Consider the following 21212-nt stretch of genomic DNA (forward strand, 5'->3'; position numbering starts at 1 on the left):
CGCCATGGCGCTTAGCGACGTTTCCTATTTCGGCATACGCCATCACGGGCCAGGCTCCGCCGACAGCCTGGTGCAGGCGTTGCAGGAGTTGAAACCGGTCGCCGTTCTGATCGAAGGACCGGCCGACGCCAGCCCGCTGCTGCCGTTGCTGGCCCACCCCGAAATGCAGCCGCCGGTGGCGCTGCTCTGCTATCCCGAAGACGATCCGGCCTCGACAAGCTTCTGGCCCTTCGCCGAATTCTCGCCGGAGTACCAGGCGACGCTCTGGGCCGTCACCAACAATGCGGCAGTGCGCTTCATCGATTTGCCGTCTTCAGCCCGCACTGCGCCGATTGAGGCCGTGGGGGAAACCGATAGCGATGGAACGGAAGCCAACGTCGAGGCTGACTTGGCGCCGCATCTGCGGGACCCGATCGGAACGCTGGCACAAGCTGCCGGCTATGAAGATGGCGAAAGCTGGTGGGCTGATATCATCGAGCAGAACCCTGAGCCCGGCCCGATCTTCGCGGCAATAGCCGACGCGATGACGACGTTGCGCGAAGGCGAAGGCCCGCTTGCCGAATTCGAGGCAAAGCGCGAAGCGCATATGCGACTTGAAATCGCCGCCGCGCGAAAGGAATTCGATGGGCCGATCGCTATCGTTTGCGGTGCCTTCCATGTGCCGGCACTGCAGGCGACGCGACCGCTGAAGGAGGACCAGGCGCTACTCAAGGGGCTCGCCCGCCGCAAAAGCATGATGACCTGGGCGCCGTGGACGGGGCCGCGCCTGGCGCTGGGCTTCGGTTATGGCGCCGGCGTTGTCGCGCCCGGCTGGTGCAAGCATCTGTGGCAGACGCGCGGGCAAGGCGACTCCTCGGTCCTGTGGCTGGCGAAGATCGCGGCGGTCCTGAGGGCCAAGGGGCACATGGTCTCGACGGCCTCGCTGATCGAAGCCGAACGGCTGGCCCGCACGCTGGCTGTGATCCGTGAACGGCCAAAGCCCGGTTTCGAGGAATTGCGTGACGCCGCGATCGCCGCCCTGTTCAACGGGGAAGCGCTGCTGTGGGCGCTGGTCGAAGCCGAATTGCTGCTGGGCGCCGATGTCGGTGAAATTCCGCCCGACACGCCGCTGGCGCCGCTGATCGAGGACCTGCAGCGCAACCAGAAAGCAGCGCGGCTGAAGCCCGAAGCGCTGGAGCGTGAATTGTCGGTCGACCTGCGCAGCGAAAGCGGGCTGTTTCGGTCGACCTTGCTGCACCGGCTGTCCGTGCTTGGCGTGCATTGGGGCAAGCTGACCGACAGCGGCCGCAGCCGCGGCACCTTTCGCGAGCGCTGGATGCTGTCGTGGGAACCTGAATATGCCGTTCGACTGGTCGAGAACCTGGTCTTCGGACCAACCATCGAAAAGGCGGCCAATGGCCGGCTGATCCAGATGATCGGCGCGGCGACGTCTCTTGATGCGATGGCCGCACTGGTCCAGGGCGCCATCACGGCAAACCTGTCGGAAGCGTCGATCGCCGGTCTCGCGGCATTGGAGGAACGGGCGGCGCGCAGCAGCGAATGCCTGGAAATCCTGACATCGGTGCCGCCGCTCGCCGACATCATCCGCTACGGCGAGGCTCGCAAGACGGAAACCGCCCGTCTGTCCGGCCTCCTGGAGCGGCTGATCGTCGAAGGCGGGATCGCACTTGCCTATGCCGCCCGCGACCTCGATGCCCAGGCATCCACGACGCTGGTCGGCGCCATGCGCAAAGCCGACGAAGCGATCAGTCTGGTCGAGCCTGAACAGGACGTGCTGGACATCTGGCGCAATGGACTGGCTGCGGTGCTCGATGGATCGCGCTCGACGGCGCTGGTGGCAGGCTGTGCCGCGCATCTGCTCTACGAAGCCGGCCATTTGTCAGCCGACGCGGCAACCGGTCTGATCGCACGACGTCTGTCTCCAGGAACGCCGGTCACCGAGGCTGCAGGGTTCTTCGAGGGTTTCTTCAGCACTGCCGGCCAACGGCTGATCTACGACCAGGGCCTGCGCGGTGCGGTGGATGCCTGGCTCGCATCCCTCGACGAAGAGGCCTTCATTGCCCATCTGCCGTTGCTGCGCCGGGTCTTTTCGCATCTGGACTCGATGGAGCGGCGACGGTTGATCGAAGCGGTGCTCGGCCGCACCGCACGGCTGCCTGCCGGACTGACGCCGACTCCGGATGGCGGCGAAGCGTGGCGCCGGCACCTGGAACGGCTTGGACCCCTGCTGATGAGCGAGGCCAGCAATGGATGACGAGGCCGAAATCAGCGAGCCAATCCAAGCCGGCGACGGACGCGAGCGCCGCTGGCGCATGGCGATCGGTGCCGATGAGGAAACCTCGTCAGCGCTGTCCGACACCGACAAGCGGCTTTCCGCGGCGCTCGATGCGCTTTACGGCGATGGTGCCGGCGATGCGGCTGCCGATCCGCGCAAGCGGCGCGGCGGCCTCGGCCGCTCGGCGCCAAGGGTGGCACAGTGGATGGGCGATATCAGGTCGTTCTTTCCCGCACAGGTCGTCCAGATCGTCCAGAAGGATGCCTTCGAACGGCTCAACCTGAAGCAGATGCTGATGGAGCCGGAATTCCTCAAAGCGATCGAGGCCGACGTCAATCTCGTCGCCGACCTGATTTCGCTCCGCTCGGTCATGCCGGCCAAGACCAAGGACATTGCGCGCACGATCATCGCCGATATCGTTGCCAAGCTGATGCAGCGGCTGGAACAGAAGACAGCCGAGGCGATACGCGGCGCGGTCGACCGATCGCAGCGCACCAACCGCCCACGCCAGCGCGACATCGACTGGCCGCGTACGATCTCAGCCAACCTTCGCCATTACCAGCCCGAGCACAAGACCATCGTGCCGGAGAAGCTGGTCGGCTTCATGCGCAAACAGCGAAGGCTGGTCGACCTGGATGAGGTGGTGCTGTGCGTCGACCAGTCGGGCTCTATGGCAAGCTCGGTAATCTACGCCTCGATATTCGCGGCGGTGATGGCCTCCCTGCCGGTGGTGCGGACCAAGCTTGTCTGCTTCGACACGGCAATCGTCGATCTGACCGAGGAGCTTAGCGATCCTGTCGAAGTCCTGTTCGGCGTGCAGCTGGGCGGCGGCACCGACATCAACCAGGCCGTGGCCTATTGCGCGGACCGCATCGAACGGCCGACCAAGTCGCATATGGTGCTGATCACTGACCTTTATGAGGGCGGCAACGGGCAGGAATTGCTGCAGCGGCTTGCTGCACTCGTTCGCTCCGGCGTCAACGTCGTGGTGCTCCTGGCGCTGACCGACCAGGGCAGGCCGGGTTATGACCCGAAGATGGCAGGCTCGGTGGCCGCCCTCGGCATTCCGGTCTTTGCCTGCACGCCGGATCTGTTTCCAGACATGATGGCGGCGGCATTGCGTCGGGAAGATATCGGCGCATGGGCGGCTGGCGCAGATATCAAGCTGGTTCGTGCCGAGGCCGAGACTCCGGAGTAAAACAGCCGTCGCCAGAGCTGCCAGGATGCTTCTGGCAGCTCTGGGATAAATCGCTGGAGCTCAGCCGAACTTCGGGTCGAGGCTGCCCGACTTATAGCGCTTGGCCATTTCGGCGACCGGCAGCGGCTTGATCTTCTGCGCGTTGCCGGCGGTGCCGAACTGTTCGAAGCGCTCTTTGCAGAGCTTGCGCATGGCGGCCATGGCCGGTGTCAAATATTTGCGCGGATCGAACTCGCTTGGATTCTCGGTCAGCACCTTGCGGATCGCGCCGGTCAGCGCCATGCGGTTGTCGGTGTCGATGTTGATCTTGCGCACGCCGTGCTTGATGCCGCGCTGGATTTCCTCGACCGGCACGCCCCAGGTCGGCTTCATCTGGCCGCCATATTTGTTGATGATTTCCTGCAGGTCCTCGGGCACCGAGGACGAGCCGTGCATGACCAGATGCATGTTCGGCAGCCGGCGGTGGATCTCCTCGATGACGTTCATGGCCAGCACTGCGCCGTCAGGCTTGCGCGAGAATTTGTAGGCGCCGTGGCTGGTGCCCATGGCAACCGCCAGCGCATCGACATGGGTGTCCTTGACGAACTCGACCGCTTGTTCGGGATCGGTCAAAAGCTGGTCGTGGCTGATCGCGCCTTCGACGCCGTGGCCGTCTTCCTGCTCGCCGCCGCCGCTCTCCAGCGAGCCGAGCACGCCGATCTCGCCTTCCACGGACACGCCGCCCCAATGCGCCATGTCGACGACGCGCTTGGTGATGCCGGAATTGTAGGCGTAGTCGGCCGGCGTCTTGCCGTCTTCCTTCAGCGACCCGTCCATCATGACCGAGGTGAAGCCGTACTGGATAGCGGTGACGCAGGTGGCTTCGTTATTGCCATGGTCGAGATGCATGCAGACCGGAATGTCGGGGTGGATTTCGACCAGCGCGTCGATCAGCTTGGCCAGCACCACGTCATTGGCATAGGCGCGGGCGCCGCGGCTTGCCTGCAGGATGACCGGTGACTTGGTCTCCTCGGCGGCCTCCATGATGGCAAGGCCCTGTTCCATGTTGTTCATGTTGAAAGCGGGCACGCCGTAGCCGTATTCGGCAGCGTGGTCGAGCAATTGTCTCAGTGTTATGCGAGCCACCCAATAGTCTCCCGTATCTGGTTTCAAGCGCAACGTCGCGGGCCGGCCGGTTGCCGGTCGGCCCTTGATGCTTCTGGCGGGATTTCAACGGAACCGCAACCTTCAGAGCTCTTCTCGATCGCAATTCTTGTTGCAGGGTTGAAATCCGGCCGTTTTGGTGACTTAAGCCGCGATCAACTCCCGCGCCGCCAGGAGTTGCACGCAGGCGTTCGCCGCTTCCTTGCCCTTGACCGTGAAGTGCTCGAAGAAGAAGCGGTGGTGCTCGGCGCTGTCATGGTAGTTGAGCGGCGTGAGAACCGCCGACAGCACCGGTACACCGGTCGACAGCTGCACGTTCATCATGCCGTCGATCACCGCGCTGGCGACGAACTCATGCCGGTAGATGCCGCCATTGACGACGAAGGCGGTACCGAGGATCGCGGCATAGCGGCCGGTTCCGGCCAGGGTCTTGGCATGCAGCGGAATCTCATAGGCGCCCGGCACGTCGAAGACATCGACGGTGAAGCGCTCGCCTCCGACGTTAGCCAGTTCCGCCTCGAAGGCCTGTACGCACTGGTCGACGATATCGGCATGCCAGCGCGCCCTGATAACGGCGATGCGGGTCGTTTCATAGTCTTTGTGGGAATGCTGATTCATGGGTCCATCCTTCCGTTTCGAACCAGAATCAGGACGCACGATACGCAATCCGGCCCGCCGGGGCGGTCCGTTTTGCGTTTCGTTCTCTTCCATCCGGACTGTAACCGTCGGCTCCGGAATCACACCGGATCTGCTGACCCCTCCGACCATCGGAGGGCGCTCGCGGGCTTGGGTAAAACCCTTACCGCCGGTGGGGACTTTCACCCCGCCCTGAGAACATTAACGGCTTTGTATGAAAGGGCAGGGCGCTGCTGTCAACCGTGGGAAGGTTGGGCCAAGCACGTCGACTACCGCGTGCGCCACGCCGCCGCCGATGCGGCGATCAGCATGAGCAATGCCGCGACCATTGCGCAGGTGGCAAAACCAAAGCTGGAGTAGAGCGGCCCGAAGCTGGTGGTGCCGACGAAGACCGCGAGATAAGTCACCGCGCTGTTCAGGCCCATGATCGTGCCGCGCCGCGACGGATCGAGCGCCGACAGGCGCATCACCAGGACATTCAGGCCGAAATGATTGGCCAGTCCCCAGATCGCCACCATGGTCAAGGTCAGCCCGAAACTGCCGCTCGTCGTGGCCATCGCGACGTAGACGACGGCAACCAGAAGATAGGCGAATGGCATGACGCGCCGCGCACCCAGTCTGTCGATGACGCCGTCGAGCAGAGCAGCGGTGCCGAAGCCTATGCCGTAGGCAAGCGCCGCCAGGCCATTGGCGCTCACCGGCTGTCCAAGCCCGACATGAAGATGGTCGCCGAGATAGCCATAGACGCCGTAGAACGAAGTCATGAAGGCCGCGCACGCGACCAGCAGCGGCAGGATTCCGGGAATGCCGAGCGCTTCCAGCGGGGCGGGCGCCGGTCCGGCCTTCCTGATATCGCTAAGCGACGTCACTGTCAGCCCCATCCATGCAAGGGTCGCAAGCACCGCGACCGCTGCGAAAACGGCGCGCCAATGCACAAGATCGGCAAGCACGGCCGACAGCGAGACGCCGGCGACCATGCTGAGCGTCCATCCGGTCAGCACGACGCCGATCGTGCCGCTCTCCCTGCCCGGTGGGGCGATGGCCGCCGCGCTGGCATAGATCGCGGGCATGGCGATGCCGGCAGCGATGCCGGCCAGCAGCTGTGCGGAGACCAGCATGATCACCGTGGGTGCGGCGGCACTCGCCACCAGCGCTAGTGCCAGCAGCAACAGTGCGCCCTGCAGCATCCGGCGTGCGCCGAGCCGGTCGATGTAGCGGGCCAGGAACAGGGCGCTGGCCGAGGTGCCGAGGCCGAACGCGGCCGCCGCAATCATCACGGCAGGCACGCTGGTTCTGAACGACGAGGCGACAGCCGGTGCGATCGGACCCAGCACTAGCGAGTTCGAACCGATGACGGCGATGCAGCCCGTCAAGAGATAGGCAAGCGCCGGGATCGGGGCTCGGGCAGTCAATGGCGCAACTTGATCAATGTTCGACATATCAGCATAATGGCCGTATTCTATTCAGTGGAGAACCAGGAATTTCGCCATGGATGAAGAAACAGATGGTATTCCGCAGAACAAGGCTACGGCCCGCGACCTCGACGCGATTGACCGAAGAATATTAGGCGTCCTGGTCGATGACGCCACGATCAGCTACGCCGAACTCGGCGATCGCGTCGGCTTGTCGCCACCCGCAGCGCATGAGCGGGTCAAACGGCTCCGTCGCAGCGGCGCCATCCGCAACACGGTCGCCATCATCGATCCCCGGGCGGTGAAAAAGCCTTTGCTTGCCTTTGTCCATATCGACACCAGGGGCTGGGGAAAGACGCCGGAACTGATGGCGGTCTCGCAATATCCCGAGGTCGAGGAGATCCATACCGTCGCCGGCGATACCTGCATGCTGCTGAAGGTCCGCACGGAAGACACCAGAGCACTCGAAGGCCTTCTGGCGCGCCTGTACGAAACGCCGGGCGTCACCTCGACGCGCAGCTATGTGGTTTTATCGACCTATCTGGAGCGGCCGGTGCAGCCGGGCATTACCGAGACATGGCCGACGCCGAAGCATATGGCCGAGCCTCTGTACTAGGGACGTGGCTACGCCCGCTCGGGGAACATCGCCTTCAATCCCTCGCGCGATGCCTTGGCAACGCCGCGCTCGGTGATCAGGCCGGTGACCAGCCGCGCCGGCGTCACGTCGAAGGCCGGGTTGGCCGCAGGCGTCGTCTCCGGCGAAATGCGCACCTGGGCAATCTCGCCGGCAGCGGTCTTGCCCCAGACCAGCGAGACCTCGTCGGCCGAGCGCTGCTCGATCGGGATCTCGGCCAGTCCGTCATGCACCGTCCAGTCGATGGTCGGCGACGGCAGCGCGACATAGAACGGCACATCATTGTCGGCGGCGGCGAGTGCCTTCAGATAGGTGCCGATCTTGTTGCAGACATCGCCGTCGGCCGTGGTGCGGTCGGTGCCGACGATGACCATGTCGATCTCGCCGCGCTGCATCAGATGGCCGCCGGCATTGTCGACGATCAGCGTGTGCGGCACGCCGTGGCCGGCCATCTCCCAGGCGGTCAGCTGGGCGCCCTGGTTGCGCGGCCGTGTCTCGTCGACATAGACGTGGACCGGAATGCCGGCTTCCGTGGCCAGGTAGATCGGCGCCGTGGCGGTGCCGTAGTCGACGGTGGCCAGCCAGCCGGCATTGCAGTGGGTCAGGATGTTGACCGGCTCGCCCTTCTGCTTGCGCGCAGCGATCGCCTTGATGATGGCGAGACCGTTCTCGCCGATGGCGCGGTTGAGGCCGACATCCTCGTCGGCGATCTCACTGGCCCGCCGATAGGCGGCTGCCGCGCGTTGTTCGGGAGGCAAAGGCCGCAGGAAGCGCCGCATCTCGTCCAGCGCCCAGCGCAGATTGATCGCCGTCGGCCGTGTCTCGTGCAGGGTCTCCCACACGGCGTCGAGCGCTGCATCCGACGGATCGTCGGCCATCTGCATGGCGACGCCGTAGGCAGCGGTGACGCCGATCAGCGGCGCGCCGCGTACCCACATGTCGCGGATGGCGGTGGCGATGCCGTCGACCGTGCCGATCGTTTCGATGCGGAAATCATGCGGCAGCCAGCGCTGGTCGATGATATCGACCGAACGGCCGTCGTCGCTCAGCCAGATGGTGCGATAGTGGCGGTCGCCGACGTTCAAAGGCTGCTCTCCTGTTCGATCAGCGTGGCCAGTTGGTTGACCTCGTCGATGCTGTGGATCTGGCGCCGGTTGACGGCGAGGTGACGGCCGAATTTCAGCGCCTTTGCCTCACAACTGGCGCGCAAATCCTCATCGGCAATGGTCTCGAAATCGGCATTGTGGGCGAGGCCGAGGATGCGCCTGTGCACCTCGATGCCGGCAAAGCCGAGCAAATCGGTCCACATCTGGTGCAGAACATGGTCGAGCGCCTGCTCGGCACCGAGCCTGTCGCCCTGATCCTCGAACAGGCTCCTCTGGTAGAGCATGCCGGTGCGTTCGGTCCGCCATAGATGCGAGAACTCGGCGCGGAACACCGCCCAGGTCTCGGTCGTCACCCCGAGCAGATAGGCGCGCATGGCGTCACGCTTTCCCTCCTGCTCGTGGCCGCGCTGCGAGAAGAAGGACATCCAGAAATTGGCGAGCAGCATGCCGACATCGAAGGCCATCGGGCCGTAGAAGGCAAACTCCGGATCGATCATCCGGGTTTCGGTGTCGGTGACCATGATCGAGCCGGAATGCAGATCGCCATGCAGCAGCGTTTCGGCATTGGCGGCGAAGATGTGCTTCAGCCGCTGCGCCTCGACCTTCAGGTCACGGTCGGCGCGCAGTTCGGCGACCAGGCCGTCGAGCTGCGGCGAGGTGTGCCGGTTCATCTTGGCGTCGAAATAGGGGTCGGAAAACACCAGGCTTTCGGTGATGTCGCAGAGCTCGACATTGTCGGCGAACAGCGCCAGATCGGCCTTGCGGTCCTTGGCGGCCATGTGCAGGTCGGAGCCGCGAAACAGCGTGCGGGCCATGAACAGGCCGATGTCCCGGGCAATGTTCGGCAGCTGGCGGCCGTCGATCAGGGCGCGGCGCAGGATGATGTGCGGCGGCGCAAGATATTCCATGATGATCAGCGCCTGGCCTTCATCGAAATAATGGATCGCCGGCACCGAGCCTGGCGCGCGCGCCTCTTGCCTGGTCAGCGCGTGATATTCGAAGAAGGAGCGCTTCAACGGCAGCGGCCAGCTGTCGCCGACCAGGCGAACATAGGGCAGGGCCTGCTTGACGACGGCTGCACCATTGGCGCCCTCGGCAATGAACACCAGGTTGAGATTACCGTCGCCGACCTCGCGGACCTTCCAGGCGCCAGTGTCCTTGCCGATCTTCGCGCACAGCGCCTCGTTGCCGCCAAGGCGTGCAGCCAGGGTTTCGACCGATAGTGCTTCGAACGGCAATTTTTCAGTCATCGTCATCCTCCCGCTTATGCGCTCCGAACATAACGGACGCATGGCGGCTGGGCCAAGCTAGGAAGCGATCTGGCAATTGTCAATCGTGTTGACAATTGCCGATGCAGCCCATAGCGTCATGTCAGGGAGGAACGCATGGTCGGTAATGCCGTGTTCCGCGTAGAGGGACTGAGGAAATCCTTTGGCCATAACGAGGTGCTAGGCGGCGTCTCGGTCGAATTGCATGCCGGCGAAGTCACCGTGCTGATGGGCGCCAACGGCGCCGGCAAATCCACCCTCGTCAAGATCATCTCCGGTGTCTACGAACGCGGCGGCGGCACGATGACGCTCGCCGACCAGGATTTCGCACCGAAAACCCCTGCCGAAGCGATCCGCGCCGGCGTCGTCACCGTGCACCAGAATATCAACGACGGTGTCGTCGCCGATCTCGACGTCGCCACCAACCTGACCCTCGACCGACTGAGCGGCAGCGGTGCGCCGACCCTGTTCAATCCAATGCGCGTGCGGCGGGAGGCCAAGGCGGTTGCCGAGCGCATGGGGCTGACCATCGATTTGAAGGCGCGGGTGAGCGATCTTTCGCTGGCCGATCGCCAGATGGTGGCGATTGCCCGCGCGCTGGCGCACAAGCCGAAAGTGCTGATCCTCGACGAGCCGACCTCATCGCTCTCCAGCGCCGAGGCCGACCGGCTGTTCGCGCTGATCGACAGGCTGCGCGAGCAGGGCGTGGCGATCCTCTACATCTCGCATCGCATGTCGGACATCAGGCGGTTGGCCGATCGCATCGTCTCGATGCGTGACGGGATCATCTCAGGCATTTTCGACAAGAAGCCGCTCGACTATGAAGGCGCGGTCAACGCCATGCTCGGCCGCAAGATCCATCTCGACCAGATCGTCGTCAGGAATTCGGCCAAGGCCGTCCTCAAGATAGAAGGTCTGCGCATTGCACACGGCGCTCGGCCGATTTCGCTGACGCTCGGCGACGGCGAGGTCGTTGCCATCACCGGCCTCGTCGGCGTCGGCAAGACGGCGCTTGCCGAGACGCTGTTTGGCGTGCGCCAGCCGCTCGCCGGTACAATGACGCTGAACGGCAGGCCTTATGCGCCTGAAACAGCCGGCGAGGCGATCGCCGCCGGCGTGTTCCTCGTCGCCAAGGACCGCGGCGAGAACGGCATCGTCCAAGGCTTCAACATCCAGGAAAATATCAGCCTGCCGTTTCACAAGCGCATGTCGCGCTTCGGCATCCTGAGGCGCCGCCTCGAACGCGCCACGGCACGCCGGCAGATCGAGGAACTGAGCATCGTCTGCCGTTCCGAGAAGGACGAGATGTCGGAGCTGTCCGGCGGCAACCAGCAGAAGGTGATGGTCGCCCGCTGGATGGCGCAGAAGGCAAGACTGTTCATTCTGGATGAGCCGTTTCAGGGCGTCGATATCTCGGCCCGGCGCGACATTGCCGCCAAGCTCAGGGCCAGTGCAAACGGCCGCGCCACGCTGCTGTTCGTCACCGAGCTCGATGAGGCGCTGGAGACCGCCGATCGCATCCTGGTCATGTCGGAACAGACCATCGTCGGCGAGCACCGCAATGCCGATGTCGATCTCGACCGTCTGTTGGCCGAGGTCGCCGGCGGGCCGCTGCACAGTGCGGCCTGAGCGTGGGCGATAGGAATGGAATGGAGAGAGCATGGGTTCGGGTTGGGTAAAGACGGCAGCAGCGCGCGGGAGCGCCGGATGACATTGCGCGACCACGCCATCCGCTACGGGTTCATCGTGCTCTTGTTCGGGCTCGTCGCCTATTTCTCGATCGCCGCCGACGGTTTCGTTTCGCCGCAAAGTGCCGTTTTCATCTTCCAGTCAGTCGCCATCACCGGCGTGCTGGCGCTCGGCGTCACCGCCACGCTGGTCGTCGGCGGCTTTGATCTGTCGATCGGATCGGTCGCTACATCAGCCATGATGGCGGCCGCCTATGTGATGGTGGTGCTGGAACAGAACGCCCTTGTCGCGGTCGTCGTCTGCCTGCTGATCGGCGCCGTTGTCGGCCTGATCAATGGCTGGCTGATCGTCTACATGCGCGTGCCCGATCTGCTGGCGACGCTCGGCATGATGTTCCTGCTGGTCGGCCTGCAGCGCATTCCGACAGAAGGCCGCTCGATCGCCACCGGCATGACCATGCCGGACGGTTCGGTCGCCAACGGCAAATTCTCCGACGCCTTCCTGGCGCTCGGCCGCCACCGCTTCGATTTCTTCATCCCGAACCTCATTCCGGTGTCGGTAGTCGTGCTGCTCGTGCTCGCCGTACTGATCTGGTTCTTCCTCGAATACACACGTTTCGGGCGCATGATGTATGCCGTAGGCAGCAATGAGCGTGCCGCCGAACTCGCCGGTGCGCCTGTCAAGGCATACAAGATCTGGGCCTACGTTATTTCAGGAGTTTTTGCCTCGATCGGCGGTATTTTGCTCGCTGCCCGGCTTGGACGCGGTGACATCGCCTCGGGTAATAATCTGCTGCTGGATGCGGTTGCCGCGGCACTGATCGGCTACGCGGTGCTTGGCGCCGCCAAGCCGAACGCTTTCGGCACTGCCATCGGTGCGCTGTTCGTCGGCATCTTGCTGCAAGGCCTGACGATGATGAACGCGCCTTACTACACGCAGGATTTCGTCAAGGGCGTGGTTCTGGTCGTCGCCCTTGTCTTCACCTTTGCGCTTTCGGGCAGGGGCAGGAGGTAGCTTTCGACCGGAACAGGATTTTCGAGTTCAACAAGAGTGGAGGAAAACAAAGTGAGCATTACAAGAAGACTTCTGGGGAAGGTGGCGCTCGGATTGGCCGGCGCAACCATGCTGATGCAGGTCCCGGCTTTTGCCGCGGACAAGCCGGCGCCTTTTGACAAGCCCGGCGTCAAGATCGCGCTGGTGCGCTATCTCTCGACCGGCGACTTCTTCCAGGCCTATCTCTCGGGTGTCGAGGCGCAGTCGAAGGCGCTCGGCATCGACCTGCGCGTCCTCGACAGCCGCCAGGATGCCGCCCTTCAGTCCGACATGGTCGATCAGGCCATCGCGCTTGGCGTGCAGGGTATCATCATCCAGCACGGCCTGACGGAATCGATGAAGGACGCCGCCCAGCGTGCGGTCGACGCCGGCATCAAGGTGGTGGCGTTCGACGTCAATGTCGAAAATCCCAAGATCCCGCAGATCGAACAGTCCGACCGCGACCTGGCGCGCCTCGCGCTCGAGCAGGCGGTCAAGGACAATGGCGAAAGCTGGAATGCCGGCTATGTCTATGTCGCCGGCATCGCGCCGCTCGACCGCCGCAACGAGACCTGGGTCGACGTCAAGAAGAAGTATGCCGGCATCAAGGAAGTCGCGATGTTCGGCACGCTCGACAATCCGATTGCCAACTCCGTCGCCAACCAGGCGCGTTCGGTGCTGACGGCGCATCCCGACATCAAGGTGATGTTCGCTCCCTATGACGAATTCGCCAAGGGCGTGAAAATCGCTGTCGATGAAGCAGGCTTGAACAAGGGCATCAAGATCTATTCGGCCGATATCTCGACGTCCGATATCGCTGCGATGCGTGAGCCCGACAGCGCCTGGGCCGCGACCGCCGCGACCAATCCGGCCGTCGTCGGCCAAGTCTCGGTGCGTGCGCTGGCGCAGCTGCTGGCCGGCGAAGATCCCGGCCACAACGTCGTCGTGCCGCCGACGCTGATCACCCAGAAGGACCTCATCGACAAGGACATCAAGAACATGGAGGACCTGTCGGCCAAGCTGCCGCAGTTCGCCCACGCCGATGTCGCGATGCCGGCCTGGATGCCGAACCCGAACGCGAAGTAAGTTGGACCTCTGACAAAGAAAGGGCGGCGCTCGTGCCGCTCTTTCCATGTGAATGCTCCACCTCTCCCGATTACAGCCAGTGTTCCGGGTCGCGCATTCCGTGGACAATCGCGACGACCAGCACGCCATCCGATTGCGGCTCGTAAATGACGATATAGCGGCCTTCGATGAGCACGCGGGCCGTCACGCTCAATTCCGGTCGGGCCGTGCCCATCTTGGGGTGCTGGGTCGCCAGTTCCAGCTTGTCAAAAATGCGCATGAGCAGCTTGTCCGCCGCTTTTTCATTGTCGATTGCTATGGTGTGCCAGATGTCTCGCAAATCCTGCGAGGCGCGTGGTGTGAGCCGATATCTAGCTACGAGCGCGGCGTTCTGCCTTCAGGCCGCGTATAAACTCGGCGGGTTCGACTTCCACCGGCTTGCCGCTGGCCATGCCATCGGCATAGGCCCGTTTCAAATGTTCGAGTTCCAAGGCTCGCAATTCTTCGCGCTGCTCCCACAGACGAAGGGCGTCACGAACAATCTCGCTGTTGGAGGCGTATCCGCCGCCTTCGACGGCGCTTTGCAGGCGAGCAACCTGCTGAGGGGTCAGGGATATGGTAAGGGTACGCATTGGTTCAGGTTTCATTGCCAGCCTGTACCACACCTAACAAGAGTTAACAATTATTGTTAGGAGTTAACGTCGCGCCTTGCCCCCGCTGCCTGGCGGCAGCAGGGTGATCAAGGCAGGATTCCTACCGCAGCGCTGCCGCGATATTGCCACCATCGACCGTCGTCACATCGGCGGTGGTGCGGTCGGCCAGCGCGTGATGCAGGAAGGCCTGCGCCACGTCTTGCGCCGTCACTTCCTGGCCGAGCAGGTTGCCGGACATGTAGTCCTTCTCCGACACGCCGCGCGCGCCCGAACGGCTGGCGATCATGGCGTCGGTCAGAAGCCCTGAGCGGATGCGGTCGGCGTTGACGGCGTTGGAGCGGATGCCATGCGCGCCATAGTCGAGCGCGTATTGCCGGGACAGGAACAGCGTCGCTGCTTTCGGCACGCCATAGGCGCCGAACTTCGGACCTGGATTGACCGCCTGCTTGGAGGTGTTGAACAAAAGCACGCCGCCTGTGCCCTGCTCGAGCATGATGCGCACGGCATTCTGCGCCACCGACTGATGGGCGAAGAAATTGAGTTCGAAACTCTTGCGCAGGAGTGCGTCGTCGAGCTCACCGATGCGGCCTTCCCAGGCCGCGCCGGCATTGGAAACCATGATGTCGACACCGCCGAACACGGCGACGGCTCTGTCGAAGGCGGCACGCACCTGCGCCGGGTCGGTGATGTCGGCTGCGACGCCGATCGAGTTGTTGCCGGCCTTCTTCGCCGCGTCGGCAGCCTTTTCGGCGTCGAGATCGACGACGACGGCATGGGCGCCATTGTCGGCGAACAATTTGGCTGTCGCTGCGCCGATCGCGCCGGCGCCGCCGGTGATCAGCACCACCTGGCCAGTCAGTGGCTTCGGCTTGTTGGACGCGAGCTTGGCCTGTTCCAGCGACCAGTATTCCAGCGGGAACAGATCGGCCTTGGAGAGCGGGTGGAAACGGCCGACCGCCTCGGCGCCGCGCACCGCCTCGATCCACATCTCGCCGACATCCGAGGCGATCTTCGCGTCCTTCAGCGTGCGGCCGTGGCCGAACATGCCGAGGCCGGGCACCAGCGTCAGCCGCGGCATCTGGTCGAGCATGGTGCGCTTGACGTCGTCGAGCGAATCATTGGTTTCGAAATAGGCGCGATAATCATTGGCGAACGCGTCGACATGGCTCTTGATCACCGCCTTGTAGTCGCCGGCCTTGTCCGCATCGGGCGCCGGCAGCGCCATCGGCCCGGTCTTGATGCGGATCGACAGATCGGGTGTCGACACGCCGCGTCCGGCATAATCGGCAATCTCGGATGAATTGATGAAATCGACGATTGCCGGCGAAGTGCGGAAGTCAGAGATCATGCGGTCGAAGCGGCCTTCGCCGCGCGCTACCGCCACCGCTCCGCGCAGCATCGGCGCAATGGACGCCGGTGTCGCGAGCTTTGCCGGCAAGACTGCCTTTGCCGCCTTCGGCTTGCCGCTTGCGGCAATGAAGTCCTCGGCGACATTCACATAGTGGATCATCCGGTCGTAGGCCTGTTTGGCGTCGTCGCCGAAGGTGAAGATGCCGTGCTTGTCGAGGATCAACCCTTCGACATCAGGGTCGGCATCGAAGATGTCGGCCGCCGCCTTGGCGAGGTCGAAGCCGGGCATGATATAAGGCACGTAACCCATCTTGCTGCCGAAAACCGTCTTCACCAGCGGCTTGGAGTCCTCCTGGTCGACGATGGCGAGGATGGCGGTCGAGTGCGTGTGGTCGACGAATTTGTGCGGCAGGAAGGCATGCAGCAGCGTCTCGACCGACGGGTTGGGCGAGGACGGATCGATGAGGTTGACGCGTTGCAGGGCAACCATGTCCTCGTCGGCCAGCCTGTTCAGCGCGCGCGCCTTGAGCAGCGGCTTGAGCTTGACCGCCGGCAGGCCCTGCGGCTCGATGACGCCCATGTCCCAGCCGCTGCCCTTGACGCACAGCACGTCCCACTGGTCGCCGACGAGGTCGGTTGCCGTCGTCTTGCACGAGGTGTTGCCGCCGCCATGCAGGACCAGCCGTGGTTCGCCGCCGAGCAGCCGGGTCGTGTAGACGCGCAGCGCCAGGTCGCGGCCGACACCCTTTTTTGCGTAGTCGGCGACGAGTTTTTCGGCTGCTTCGTCATTCCACAAATTCTTCATGTTCGCTTCGTCCGGTTGCTGTCTTTGTTGGTGAAACAGGATTGCCGCGACGCTTTGATGACAATGCGCCGGCAGCGGAGAGGGGGGGTTCTAGGAGGCCTTTTCTATGGTGGCAGCCGCATGGTCCAGGAGCCGCTGCGCCATGTGCGCGCCGACCACCAGATGCGTGCAAAGGCCGCCGGCGATCGCCGCGAGCAGCGGTTCGAACTTGCTGTCCTCCTGCACCACCACCAACCGCCTGGCGATGGCGCGCAGCGAGGCAAGCTCGGCGGAGATCACCCGCCTGTTATAACTGCAGTCGAGCACCTTGCCCTCGGCGTCTATGATCTGCCCGGCAATCACGCCGGCAGCGCCTTGGCTGCGCAGATCCGCCATTTCACTGGGCGTCAGCGCGCCGCATTTGACCAGATGGCTGTCGGCGTCGACCGCGCCGACCGAGTACAGCGCCAGATCGCATTCACTCACACCTGAGAGCTGTTCGCGGATCACCGGCTCGGCACGCAGCGCGCGCGCCAGCTCTTCCGTCGACAGCACCAGCGGCGCGTAGAAGTTGAGTCCCTTGGCGTTGAGCCGCCGAGCGATCTCCATCGTGCATTGGTCGGGCCGGTAGGAATAGGGCGCGCCGAGATTGCCGCAGAGCTGCACCACCGTGACATCCTGCAGATCGGCATAGGACATGACGTCGGCGATCATATAGACGGTGCGGCCCCAGGCTACGCCGATGCGGTCGCCCTTCTTGACCAGTTCGAGGAAGACGCTCGCCGCCAGCACGGCGATTTCCGTCGACGGGTCGGCAATATGATCATTCTCCGGTGCGATCCAGACGGCGTCGAGGCTCAACGCATCCTCGAGCTTGCGCGCCAGCACGTCGTCGGTGAAAAGCTGGGTCGAAGTCGAGATGTTGACGATGCCGGTCTCGCGTGCCTTGCGCAGGTACATGGCGACTGAGGCACGGGAAATGTTAAGCTGGCTCGCCACCTGGTCCTGCCGCAGGCCATGGGCATAGTAGAGCCAGGCGGCCTTGTGGATGAGCTGTTCTGCCGGTCGGATCGCCATGCCGTCTCCTCGGCTGACATTATTCACGGCTCTCGACAAAAGTCAAACTGGGCAGAGGTATGCGATGCTCCCGCTTACGCCGAATCTGGTTCATCATTGCGCCGAATGCGCTCTGTCGTGGCATCGTTTGTGGTGACGCGGCCCGAGCCTGTGATTAGAACGTCTGAAAGAAAACCGCGGGGGAGCATGGGATGGGCAGTCCTTACGAACAGGATCTCGACAAGAACGCGGCCAACCATCAGCCGTTGACGCCGCTCACCTATCTGGAGCGCGCGGCCAAGACCTATCCCGACCATATCGCCATCATCCATGGCCGCCAGCGCATCGACTATCGCACCTTCTGGCAGCGGTCGCTGAAGCTTGCCTCGGCGCTCGACAGGCGCGGCATCGGCAAGGGCGACACCGTCACCGTCATGCTGTCAAACACGCCGCCGATGCTGGAGGCGCATTTCGGTGTGCCGATGACCAAGGCGGTGCTGCATTCGCTCAACACCCGCCTCGATGCCGCGGTCATCGCCTTCCAGCTCGATCATGCCGAGACCAAGGTGCTGATCGTCGACCGCGAATTCTCCGGCGTCGTCAGACAGGCCCTGGAACTGGCCAAGGTCAAGCCGCTGGTCATCGACTATGACGATCCCGAATACGCCGCCGACGCGCCGTACCCGAAGGGTGAGCGCATCGGTTCGCTCGACTATGAGGACTTCATCGCTGGGGGCGCCGCGGACTTCGCCTGGTCGATGCCCGACGATGAGTGGGACGCGATCTCGCTGAACTATACCTCCGGCACTACAGGCAATCCGAAGGGCGTCGTCTACCACCATCGCGGTGCCGCGCTGATGGCCTACACCAACACCATTCATGCCGGCATGGCCAAGCACGCGGTCTATCTCTGGACGCTGCCGATGTTCCACTGCAATGGCTGGTGCTTTCCCTGGACGCTTGCTGTTCAGGCCGGCACCCATGTCTGCCTGCGCTGGGTGCGGCCGAAGCCGATCTACGATGCGATTGCCGATCGCGGCGTCACCCATCTCTGCGGCGCCCCGGTCGTCATGTCGGTGCTGATCAATGCCAGAGACGAGGACAAGCGCGAATTCCCGCAAACGGTCACCTTCAACACCGCGGCAGCTCCGCCACCGGAAGCCGTGCTGTCCGGCATGGCGGATGCCGGCTTTGCCGTCACCCATCTCTACGGCCTGACCGAGACCTATGGCCCGGCGGTGGTCAACGAATGGCATGGCGCCTGGGACGATCTCGAAAAGGGTGAGCGCAGCGCCAGGAAGGCGCGGCAGGGCGTGCGCTATGCAGCGCTCGAAGGCCTGACGGTCATGGACCCCGAGACGATGCGGACGACACCGGCCGATGGTGAGACCATCGGCGAGGTCATGTTCCGCGGCAACATCGTCATGAAGGGCTACCTGAAAAACCGCAAGGCGAGCGACAAAGCCTTCGCCGGCGGCTGGTTCCATTCCGGCGATCTCGGCGTCATGCACCCCGATGGCTACATCCAGCTCAAGGACCGCTCCAAGGACATCATCATCTCCGGTGGTGAGAACATTTCCTCTATCGAGGTCGAGGACGCGCTCTACAAGCACCCGTCGGTTGCCTCTTGCGGCGTCGTCGCCAGGCCCGATGACAAATGGGGCGAGGTGCCTGTTGCCTATGTCGAGCTGAAGCCCGGCAAGGTCGCGACCGAAGCCGAGATCATCGATCACTGCCGCGCGCTGCTTGCCCGGTTCAAGGTGCCGAAGGCGGTCACCTTCGCCGAAATCCCGAAGACCTCGACCGGCAAGATCCAGAAATTCCGGTTGCGCGAGATGGCGAGGGGGACTTAAGCTCCTCGCTTCTCTCCTCCAGTTACGACTTTTGCGATTAGGCAAAGCCTCCGCGACTTTCGTCGGTCACTGTCACCATCTGTCACCATTCGTACGCGTACATCGAATCCGCGTTGACAGGTCGCTCTTTTCAATTTACGAGTGATGAAAATCGAAATTCGTCACTCGTAAATTGACAGTGGATCATGTCCGAAGCCACCACCATAGTCGCCGAAGCCGCCCGACAGGAAAATGTAACGCGCATTCTTGATTGCGCCGAGCGCCTGTTCCGGCACTATGGCTACGGCAAGACCAATGTCGCCGACGTTGCGCGTGAGCTCGGCATGTCGCCGGCCAACATCTACCGTTTCTTCGCCTCCAAGGTCGAAATCCACCAGGCCGTCTGCGGCCGGATGCTCGGCGCGAGCTACAAGATGGCCTACGAGATTTCGCGCCTGCCGATCAGCGCCGAGGAGCGGCTCCGGCGTTACGTGCATGCGCAATACAAGATGACGATGGAGGTCATGCTCGACGACCAGAAGGTCCACGAGATGGTCATCGTCGCCCTCGAACGGGATTGGGGGGTGATCGACAAGCATGTCGACAGCATCCACGACCTGTTTGCGGAGGTGATCCGCGACGGGATCGAGGCCGGTGAGTTCAGACAACAGGACCCGGTGACCGCGTCGCGCTGCTTCGGCGCTGCGACCGTCATCCTGTGTCATCCGCAGATGGTGGCGCAATGCCTTGCCAAGACCAACCGGGCAATGCCTCACGACCTCATCGACTATGCAATCAAGGCCTTGAAGTAGCCTCCGCCCGCCGGGCGCCGGTTTCAACGATTCATCTCCATTTCGGGAGTACGCGCGTGTCTTCGTTCAGTTCAATCATCAGCAGGTTGCCGGCTGTAGGCCCGGTGCTGCTTGTCACCGCCACTCTCGGGCTTGCCGGCTGCAGCCAGGAAAAAGCCGAAGTCAAGGATATCATCCGCCCGGTCAAGGTTGTCGAGATCGCGAAGGCGCATGACACCCGCATGCTCTCATATTCCGGGTCGGTGCGGGCCCGCACCGAGAGCGCTCTGGCGTTTCGCGTCAATGGCAAGATCACCGAGCGCCTCGTCGACATCGGCCAGCATGTGGCCTCGGGCGATGTGCTCGCCCGCATCGATCCCATTGACTACGACCTTTCGGTCAAGAGCGCGCAGGCAGCGCTCGATGCCGCCGAGCGGCAGGTCGAGACCGTGGAGCTTGCCCGCAAGCGTGCCGAGCAGCTTTTTGCCAAGAATTTTGCCCCGAAATCACAACTCGAACAGGCGACCTTGACCTATGACCAAGCGGTCGCCACCCGTGATTCCGCCCTTTCGACACTTGCTCAGGCGAAGAACCAGGTCGGTTATACCGATCTCAAGGCCGACAGGGATGGCATCGTCACCACGGTCAGCGCCGACGTCGGCCAGGTGGTCGGTTCCGGCACGCCGGTTGTCACTGTCGCCGTCGACGGCGAGAAGGAAGTGCTGATCGCCGTCCCCGAAATGGAAATCGCCGAATTCAAGCCGGGCAAGGCCGTCAAGGCGGGCTTCTGGTCCGACGATGCGCTGGCGCTCGATGGCAAGGTCCGCGAAGTCGCCGGCAGCGCCGATCCGCAGTCACGCACCTTTGCCGTCCGCGTCAGCCTGCCCAACGATCCGCGTGTGCTGCTCGGCATGACCGCCAGCATCGAAGCCTCGGCGGCCAATGAGCGGCAGCTGGTCTCGATTCCGCTGAGCGCACTGGCCGAGCAAGGCACCCAATCGATCGTCTGGACCGTCGATCGTGGCGCCGACACCGTTCATGCCCGTCCGATCAAGGTTGCCGAGTTCGCCGCCGATGGCGTGCGTGTCGCAGAGGGTTTGAAACCCGGCGATGTCGTGGTCGCCGCCGGCACGCAATTCATGACCGAAAACCTGAAGGTGAAGCTCGCCGGTGAGACGGCGCTGCAATCGGCATCCGCGGCAGACGCCAAGCAGGTGCGCTGACGACAGACAACCGGCTGCGCGTTCCCGCAGTCGCTGGTTTCCGGGCGGCAGGCGCCCGACCGAGA

The 21212-nt window shown here is 63.4% G+C and carries 17 protein-coding genes, 1 pseudogene and 1 riboswitch; of the genes and pseudogenes, 9 read left to right on the plus strand and 9 right to left on the minus strand.

Annotated elements, in window-relative coordinates:
- Positions 1 to 4: 4 nt before the first annotated feature.
- Entirely contained in the window at positions 5 to 2254 is a 2250-nt protein-coding gene (locus NKI99_RS00795; RefSeq protein ID WP_352609358.1) for a DUF5682 family protein, read from the plus strand.
- Positions 2247 to 3473, plus strand: a complete 1227-nt coding sequence (locus NKI99_RS00800; RefSeq protein WP_128302412.1) for a VWA domain-containing protein — start codon at positions 2247 to 2249, stop codon at positions 3471 to 3473. The genes NKI99_RS00795 and NKI99_RS00800 overlap by 8 nt, the downstream gene beginning before the upstream one ends.
- 60 nt (positions 3474 to 3533) lie before the next feature.
- Here the strand turns inward: NKI99_RS00800 and fba are convergent, their stop codons facing one another.
- The 3 genes from fba to NKI99_RS00815 form a co-directional block, all read right to left on the minus strand.
- On the minus strand, positions 3534 to 4598 hold the full coding sequence (gene fba / locus NKI99_RS00805) for a class II fructose-bisphosphate aldolase (RefSeq protein WP_013532928.1): 1065 nt from the start codon (positions 4596 to 4598) through the stop codon (positions 3534 to 3536).
- A gap of 162 nt (positions 4599 to 4760) precedes the next feature.
- Positions 4761 to 5234: a 6,7-dimethyl-8-ribityllumazine synthase gene (locus tag NKI99_RS00810; RefSeq protein WP_352609359.1), complete on the minus strand. Its 474-nt coding sequence runs from the start codon at positions 5232 to 5234 to the stop codon at positions 4761 to 4763.
- A 77-nt stretch (positions 5235 to 5311) separates the two neighbouring features.
- A riboswitch (FMN riboswitch) is annotated at positions 5312 to 5456 on the minus strand.
- Positions 5457 to 5521: 65 nt separating this feature from the next.
- Entirely contained in the window at positions 5522 to 6691 is a 1170-nt protein-coding gene (locus NKI99_RS00815) for an MFS transporter (protein ID WP_352609361.1), read from the minus strand.
- A gap of 49 nt (positions 6692 to 6740) precedes the next feature.
- Between NKI99_RS00815 and NKI99_RS00820 the strand changes: the two genes are divergently transcribed.
- Entirely contained in the window at positions 6741 to 7280 is a 540-nt protein-coding gene (locus NKI99_RS00820) for an Lrp/AsnC family transcriptional regulator (protein ID WP_023808760.1), read from the plus strand.
- 8 nt (positions 7281 to 7288) lie between these two features.
- Here the strand turns inward: NKI99_RS00820 and mtnA are convergent, their stop codons facing one another.
- Both mtnA and mtnK read right to left on the minus strand, forming a co-directional pair.
- Positions 7289 to 8383 (minus strand): S-methyl-5-thioribose-1-phosphate isomerase, encoded by a 1095-nt coding sequence (mtnA, locus tag NKI99_RS00825; protein ID WP_352609362.1) that lies wholly within the window; start codon positions 8381 to 8383, stop codon positions 7289 to 7291.
- Positions 8380 to 9654, minus strand: a complete 1275-nt coding sequence (gene mtnK, locus NKI99_RS00830; protein ID WP_352609363.1) for an S-methyl-5-thioribose kinase — start codon at positions 9652 to 9654, stop codon at positions 8380 to 8382. Before mtnK ends, mtnA begins: the two co-directional genes overlap by 4 nt.
- Before the next feature lie 135 nt (positions 9655 to 9789).
- Between mtnK and NKI99_RS00835 the strand changes: the two genes are divergently transcribed.
- From NKI99_RS00835 to NKI99_RS00845, 3 genes are all read left to right on the plus strand, one after another.
- Entirely contained in the window at positions 9790 to 11301 is a 1512-nt protein-coding gene (locus NKI99_RS00835; RefSeq protein WP_352609365.1) for a sugar ABC transporter ATP-binding protein, read from the plus strand.
- A gap of 78 nt (positions 11302 to 11379) precedes the next feature.
- On the plus strand, positions 11380 to 12375 hold the full coding sequence (locus tag NKI99_RS00840; RefSeq protein ID WP_127291078.1) for an ABC transporter permease: 996 nt from the start codon (positions 11380 to 11382) through the stop codon (positions 12373 to 12375).
- Between the two features lie 51 nt (positions 12376 to 12426).
- Positions 12427 to 13479, plus strand: a complete 1053-nt coding sequence (locus NKI99_RS00845) for a substrate-binding domain-containing protein (protein ID WP_023808755.1) — start codon at positions 12427 to 12429, stop codon at positions 13477 to 13479.
- 70 nt (positions 13480 to 13549) lie between these two features.
- Here the strand turns inward: NKI99_RS00845 and NKI99_RS00850 are convergent.
- From NKI99_RS00850 to NKI99_RS00865, 4 genes and pseudogenes are all read right to left on the minus strand, one after another.
- A pseudogene (locus NKI99_RS00850) lies at positions 13550 to 13816 on the minus strand (type II toxin-antitoxin system RelE/ParE family toxin); the annotation flags it as partial.
- 13 nt (positions 13817 to 13829) lie between these two features.
- Positions 13830 to 14090: a type II toxin-antitoxin system ParD family antitoxin gene (locus NKI99_RS00855; RefSeq protein WP_023808753.1), complete on the minus strand. Its 261-nt coding sequence runs from the start codon at positions 14088 to 14090 to the stop codon at positions 13830 to 13832.
- A 121-nt stretch (positions 14091 to 14211) separates the two neighbouring features.
- Positions 14212 to 16266: a bifunctional aldolase/short-chain dehydrogenase gene (locus tag NKI99_RS00860; RefSeq protein ID WP_023808752.1), complete on the minus strand. Its 2055-nt coding sequence runs from the start codon at positions 16264 to 16266 to the stop codon at positions 14212 to 14214.
- 90 nt (positions 16267 to 16356) lie between these two features.
- Entirely contained in the window at positions 16357 to 17322 is a 966-nt protein-coding gene (locus NKI99_RS00865) for a sugar-binding transcriptional regulator (RefSeq protein ID WP_127291072.1), read from the minus strand.
- A gap of 191 nt (positions 17323 to 17513) precedes the next feature.
- Here NKI99_RS00865 and NKI99_RS00870 point away from each other — a divergent pair, with 191 nt between their 5' ends.
- The 3 genes from NKI99_RS00870 to NKI99_RS00880 all read left to right on the plus strand — a co-directional run bounded on the left by NKI99_RS00870 (position 17514) and on the right by NKI99_RS00880 (position 21147).
- A complete protein-coding gene (locus NKI99_RS00870; RefSeq protein ID WP_352609367.1) occupies positions 17514 to 19154 on the plus strand; it encodes an acyl-CoA synthetase in 1641 nt (546 codons plus the stop codon).
- Between the two features lie 185 nt (positions 19155 to 19339).
- Positions 19340 to 19945, plus strand: a complete 606-nt coding sequence (locus NKI99_RS00875; protein ID WP_352609368.1) for a TetR/AcrR family transcriptional regulator — start codon at positions 19340 to 19342, stop codon at positions 19943 to 19945.
- Between the two features lie 56 nt (positions 19946 to 20001).
- Positions 20002 to 21147, plus strand: a complete 1146-nt coding sequence (locus tag NKI99_RS00880) for an efflux RND transporter periplasmic adaptor subunit (protein WP_352609370.1) — start codon at positions 20002 to 20004, stop codon at positions 21145 to 21147.
- Positions 21148 to 21212: the final 65 nt, after the last annotated feature.

The organism is Mesorhizobium sp. M0239 (assembly GCF_040321815.1).
Lineage (GTDB): Bacteria > Pseudomonadota > Alphaproteobacteria > Rhizobiales > Rhizobiaceae > Mesorhizobium.

Excerpts from the sequence above, each read along its gene's own strand:
- NKI99_RS00860 (WP_023808752.1), bottom strand. The coding sequence starts at position 16,266 with ATGAAGAATTTGTGGAATGACGAAGCAGCCGAAAAACTCGTCGCCGAC.
- NKI99_RS00840 (WP_127291078.1), top strand. The coding sequence starts at position 11,380 with ATGACATTGCGCGACCACGCCATCCGCTACGGGTTCATCGTGCTCTTG.
- NKI99_RS00800 (WP_128302412.1), top strand. The coding sequence starts at position 2,247 with ATGGATGACGAGGCCGAAATCAGCGAGCCAATCCAAGCCGGCGACGGA.
- NKI99_RS00795 (WP_352609358.1), top strand. The coding sequence starts at position 5 with ATGGCGCTTAGCGACGTTTCCTATTTCGGCATACGCCATCACGGGCCA.
- NKI99_RS00820 (WP_023808760.1), top strand. The coding sequence starts at position 6,741 with ATGGATGAAGAAACAGATGGTATTCCGCAGAACAAGGCTACGGCCCGC.
- NKI99_RS00865 (WP_127291072.1), bottom strand. The coding sequence starts at position 17,322 with ATGGCGATCCGACCGGCAGAACAGCTCATCCACAAGGCCGCCTGGCTC.
- NKI99_RS00815 (WP_352609361.1), bottom strand. The coding sequence starts at position 6,691 with ATGTCGAACATTGATCAAGTTGCGCCATTGACTGCCCGAGCCCCGATC.
- mtnK (WP_352609363.1), bottom strand. The coding sequence starts at position 9,654 with ATGACTGAAAAATTGCCGTTCGAAGCACTATCGGTCGAAACCCTGGCT.
- NKI99_RS00810 (WP_352609359.1), bottom strand. The coding sequence starts at position 5,234 with ATGAATCAGCATTCCCACAAAGACTATGAAACGACCCGCATCGCCGTT.
- NKI99_RS00835 (WP_352609365.1), top strand. The coding sequence starts at position 9,790 with ATGGTCGGTAATGCCGTGTTCCGCGTAGAGGGACTGAGGAAATCCTTT.
- NKI99_RS00875 (WP_352609368.1), top strand. The coding sequence starts at position 19,340 with ATGTCCGAAGCCACCACCATAGTCGCCGAAGCCGCCCGACAGGAAAAT.
- NKI99_RS00855 (WP_023808753.1), bottom strand. The coding sequence starts at position 14,090 with ATGCGTACCCTTACCATATCCCTGACCCCTCAGCAGGTTGCTCGCCTG.
- NKI99_RS00870 (WP_352609367.1), top strand. The coding sequence starts at position 17,514 with ATGGGCAGTCCTTACGAACAGGATCTCGACAAGAACGCGGCCAACCAT.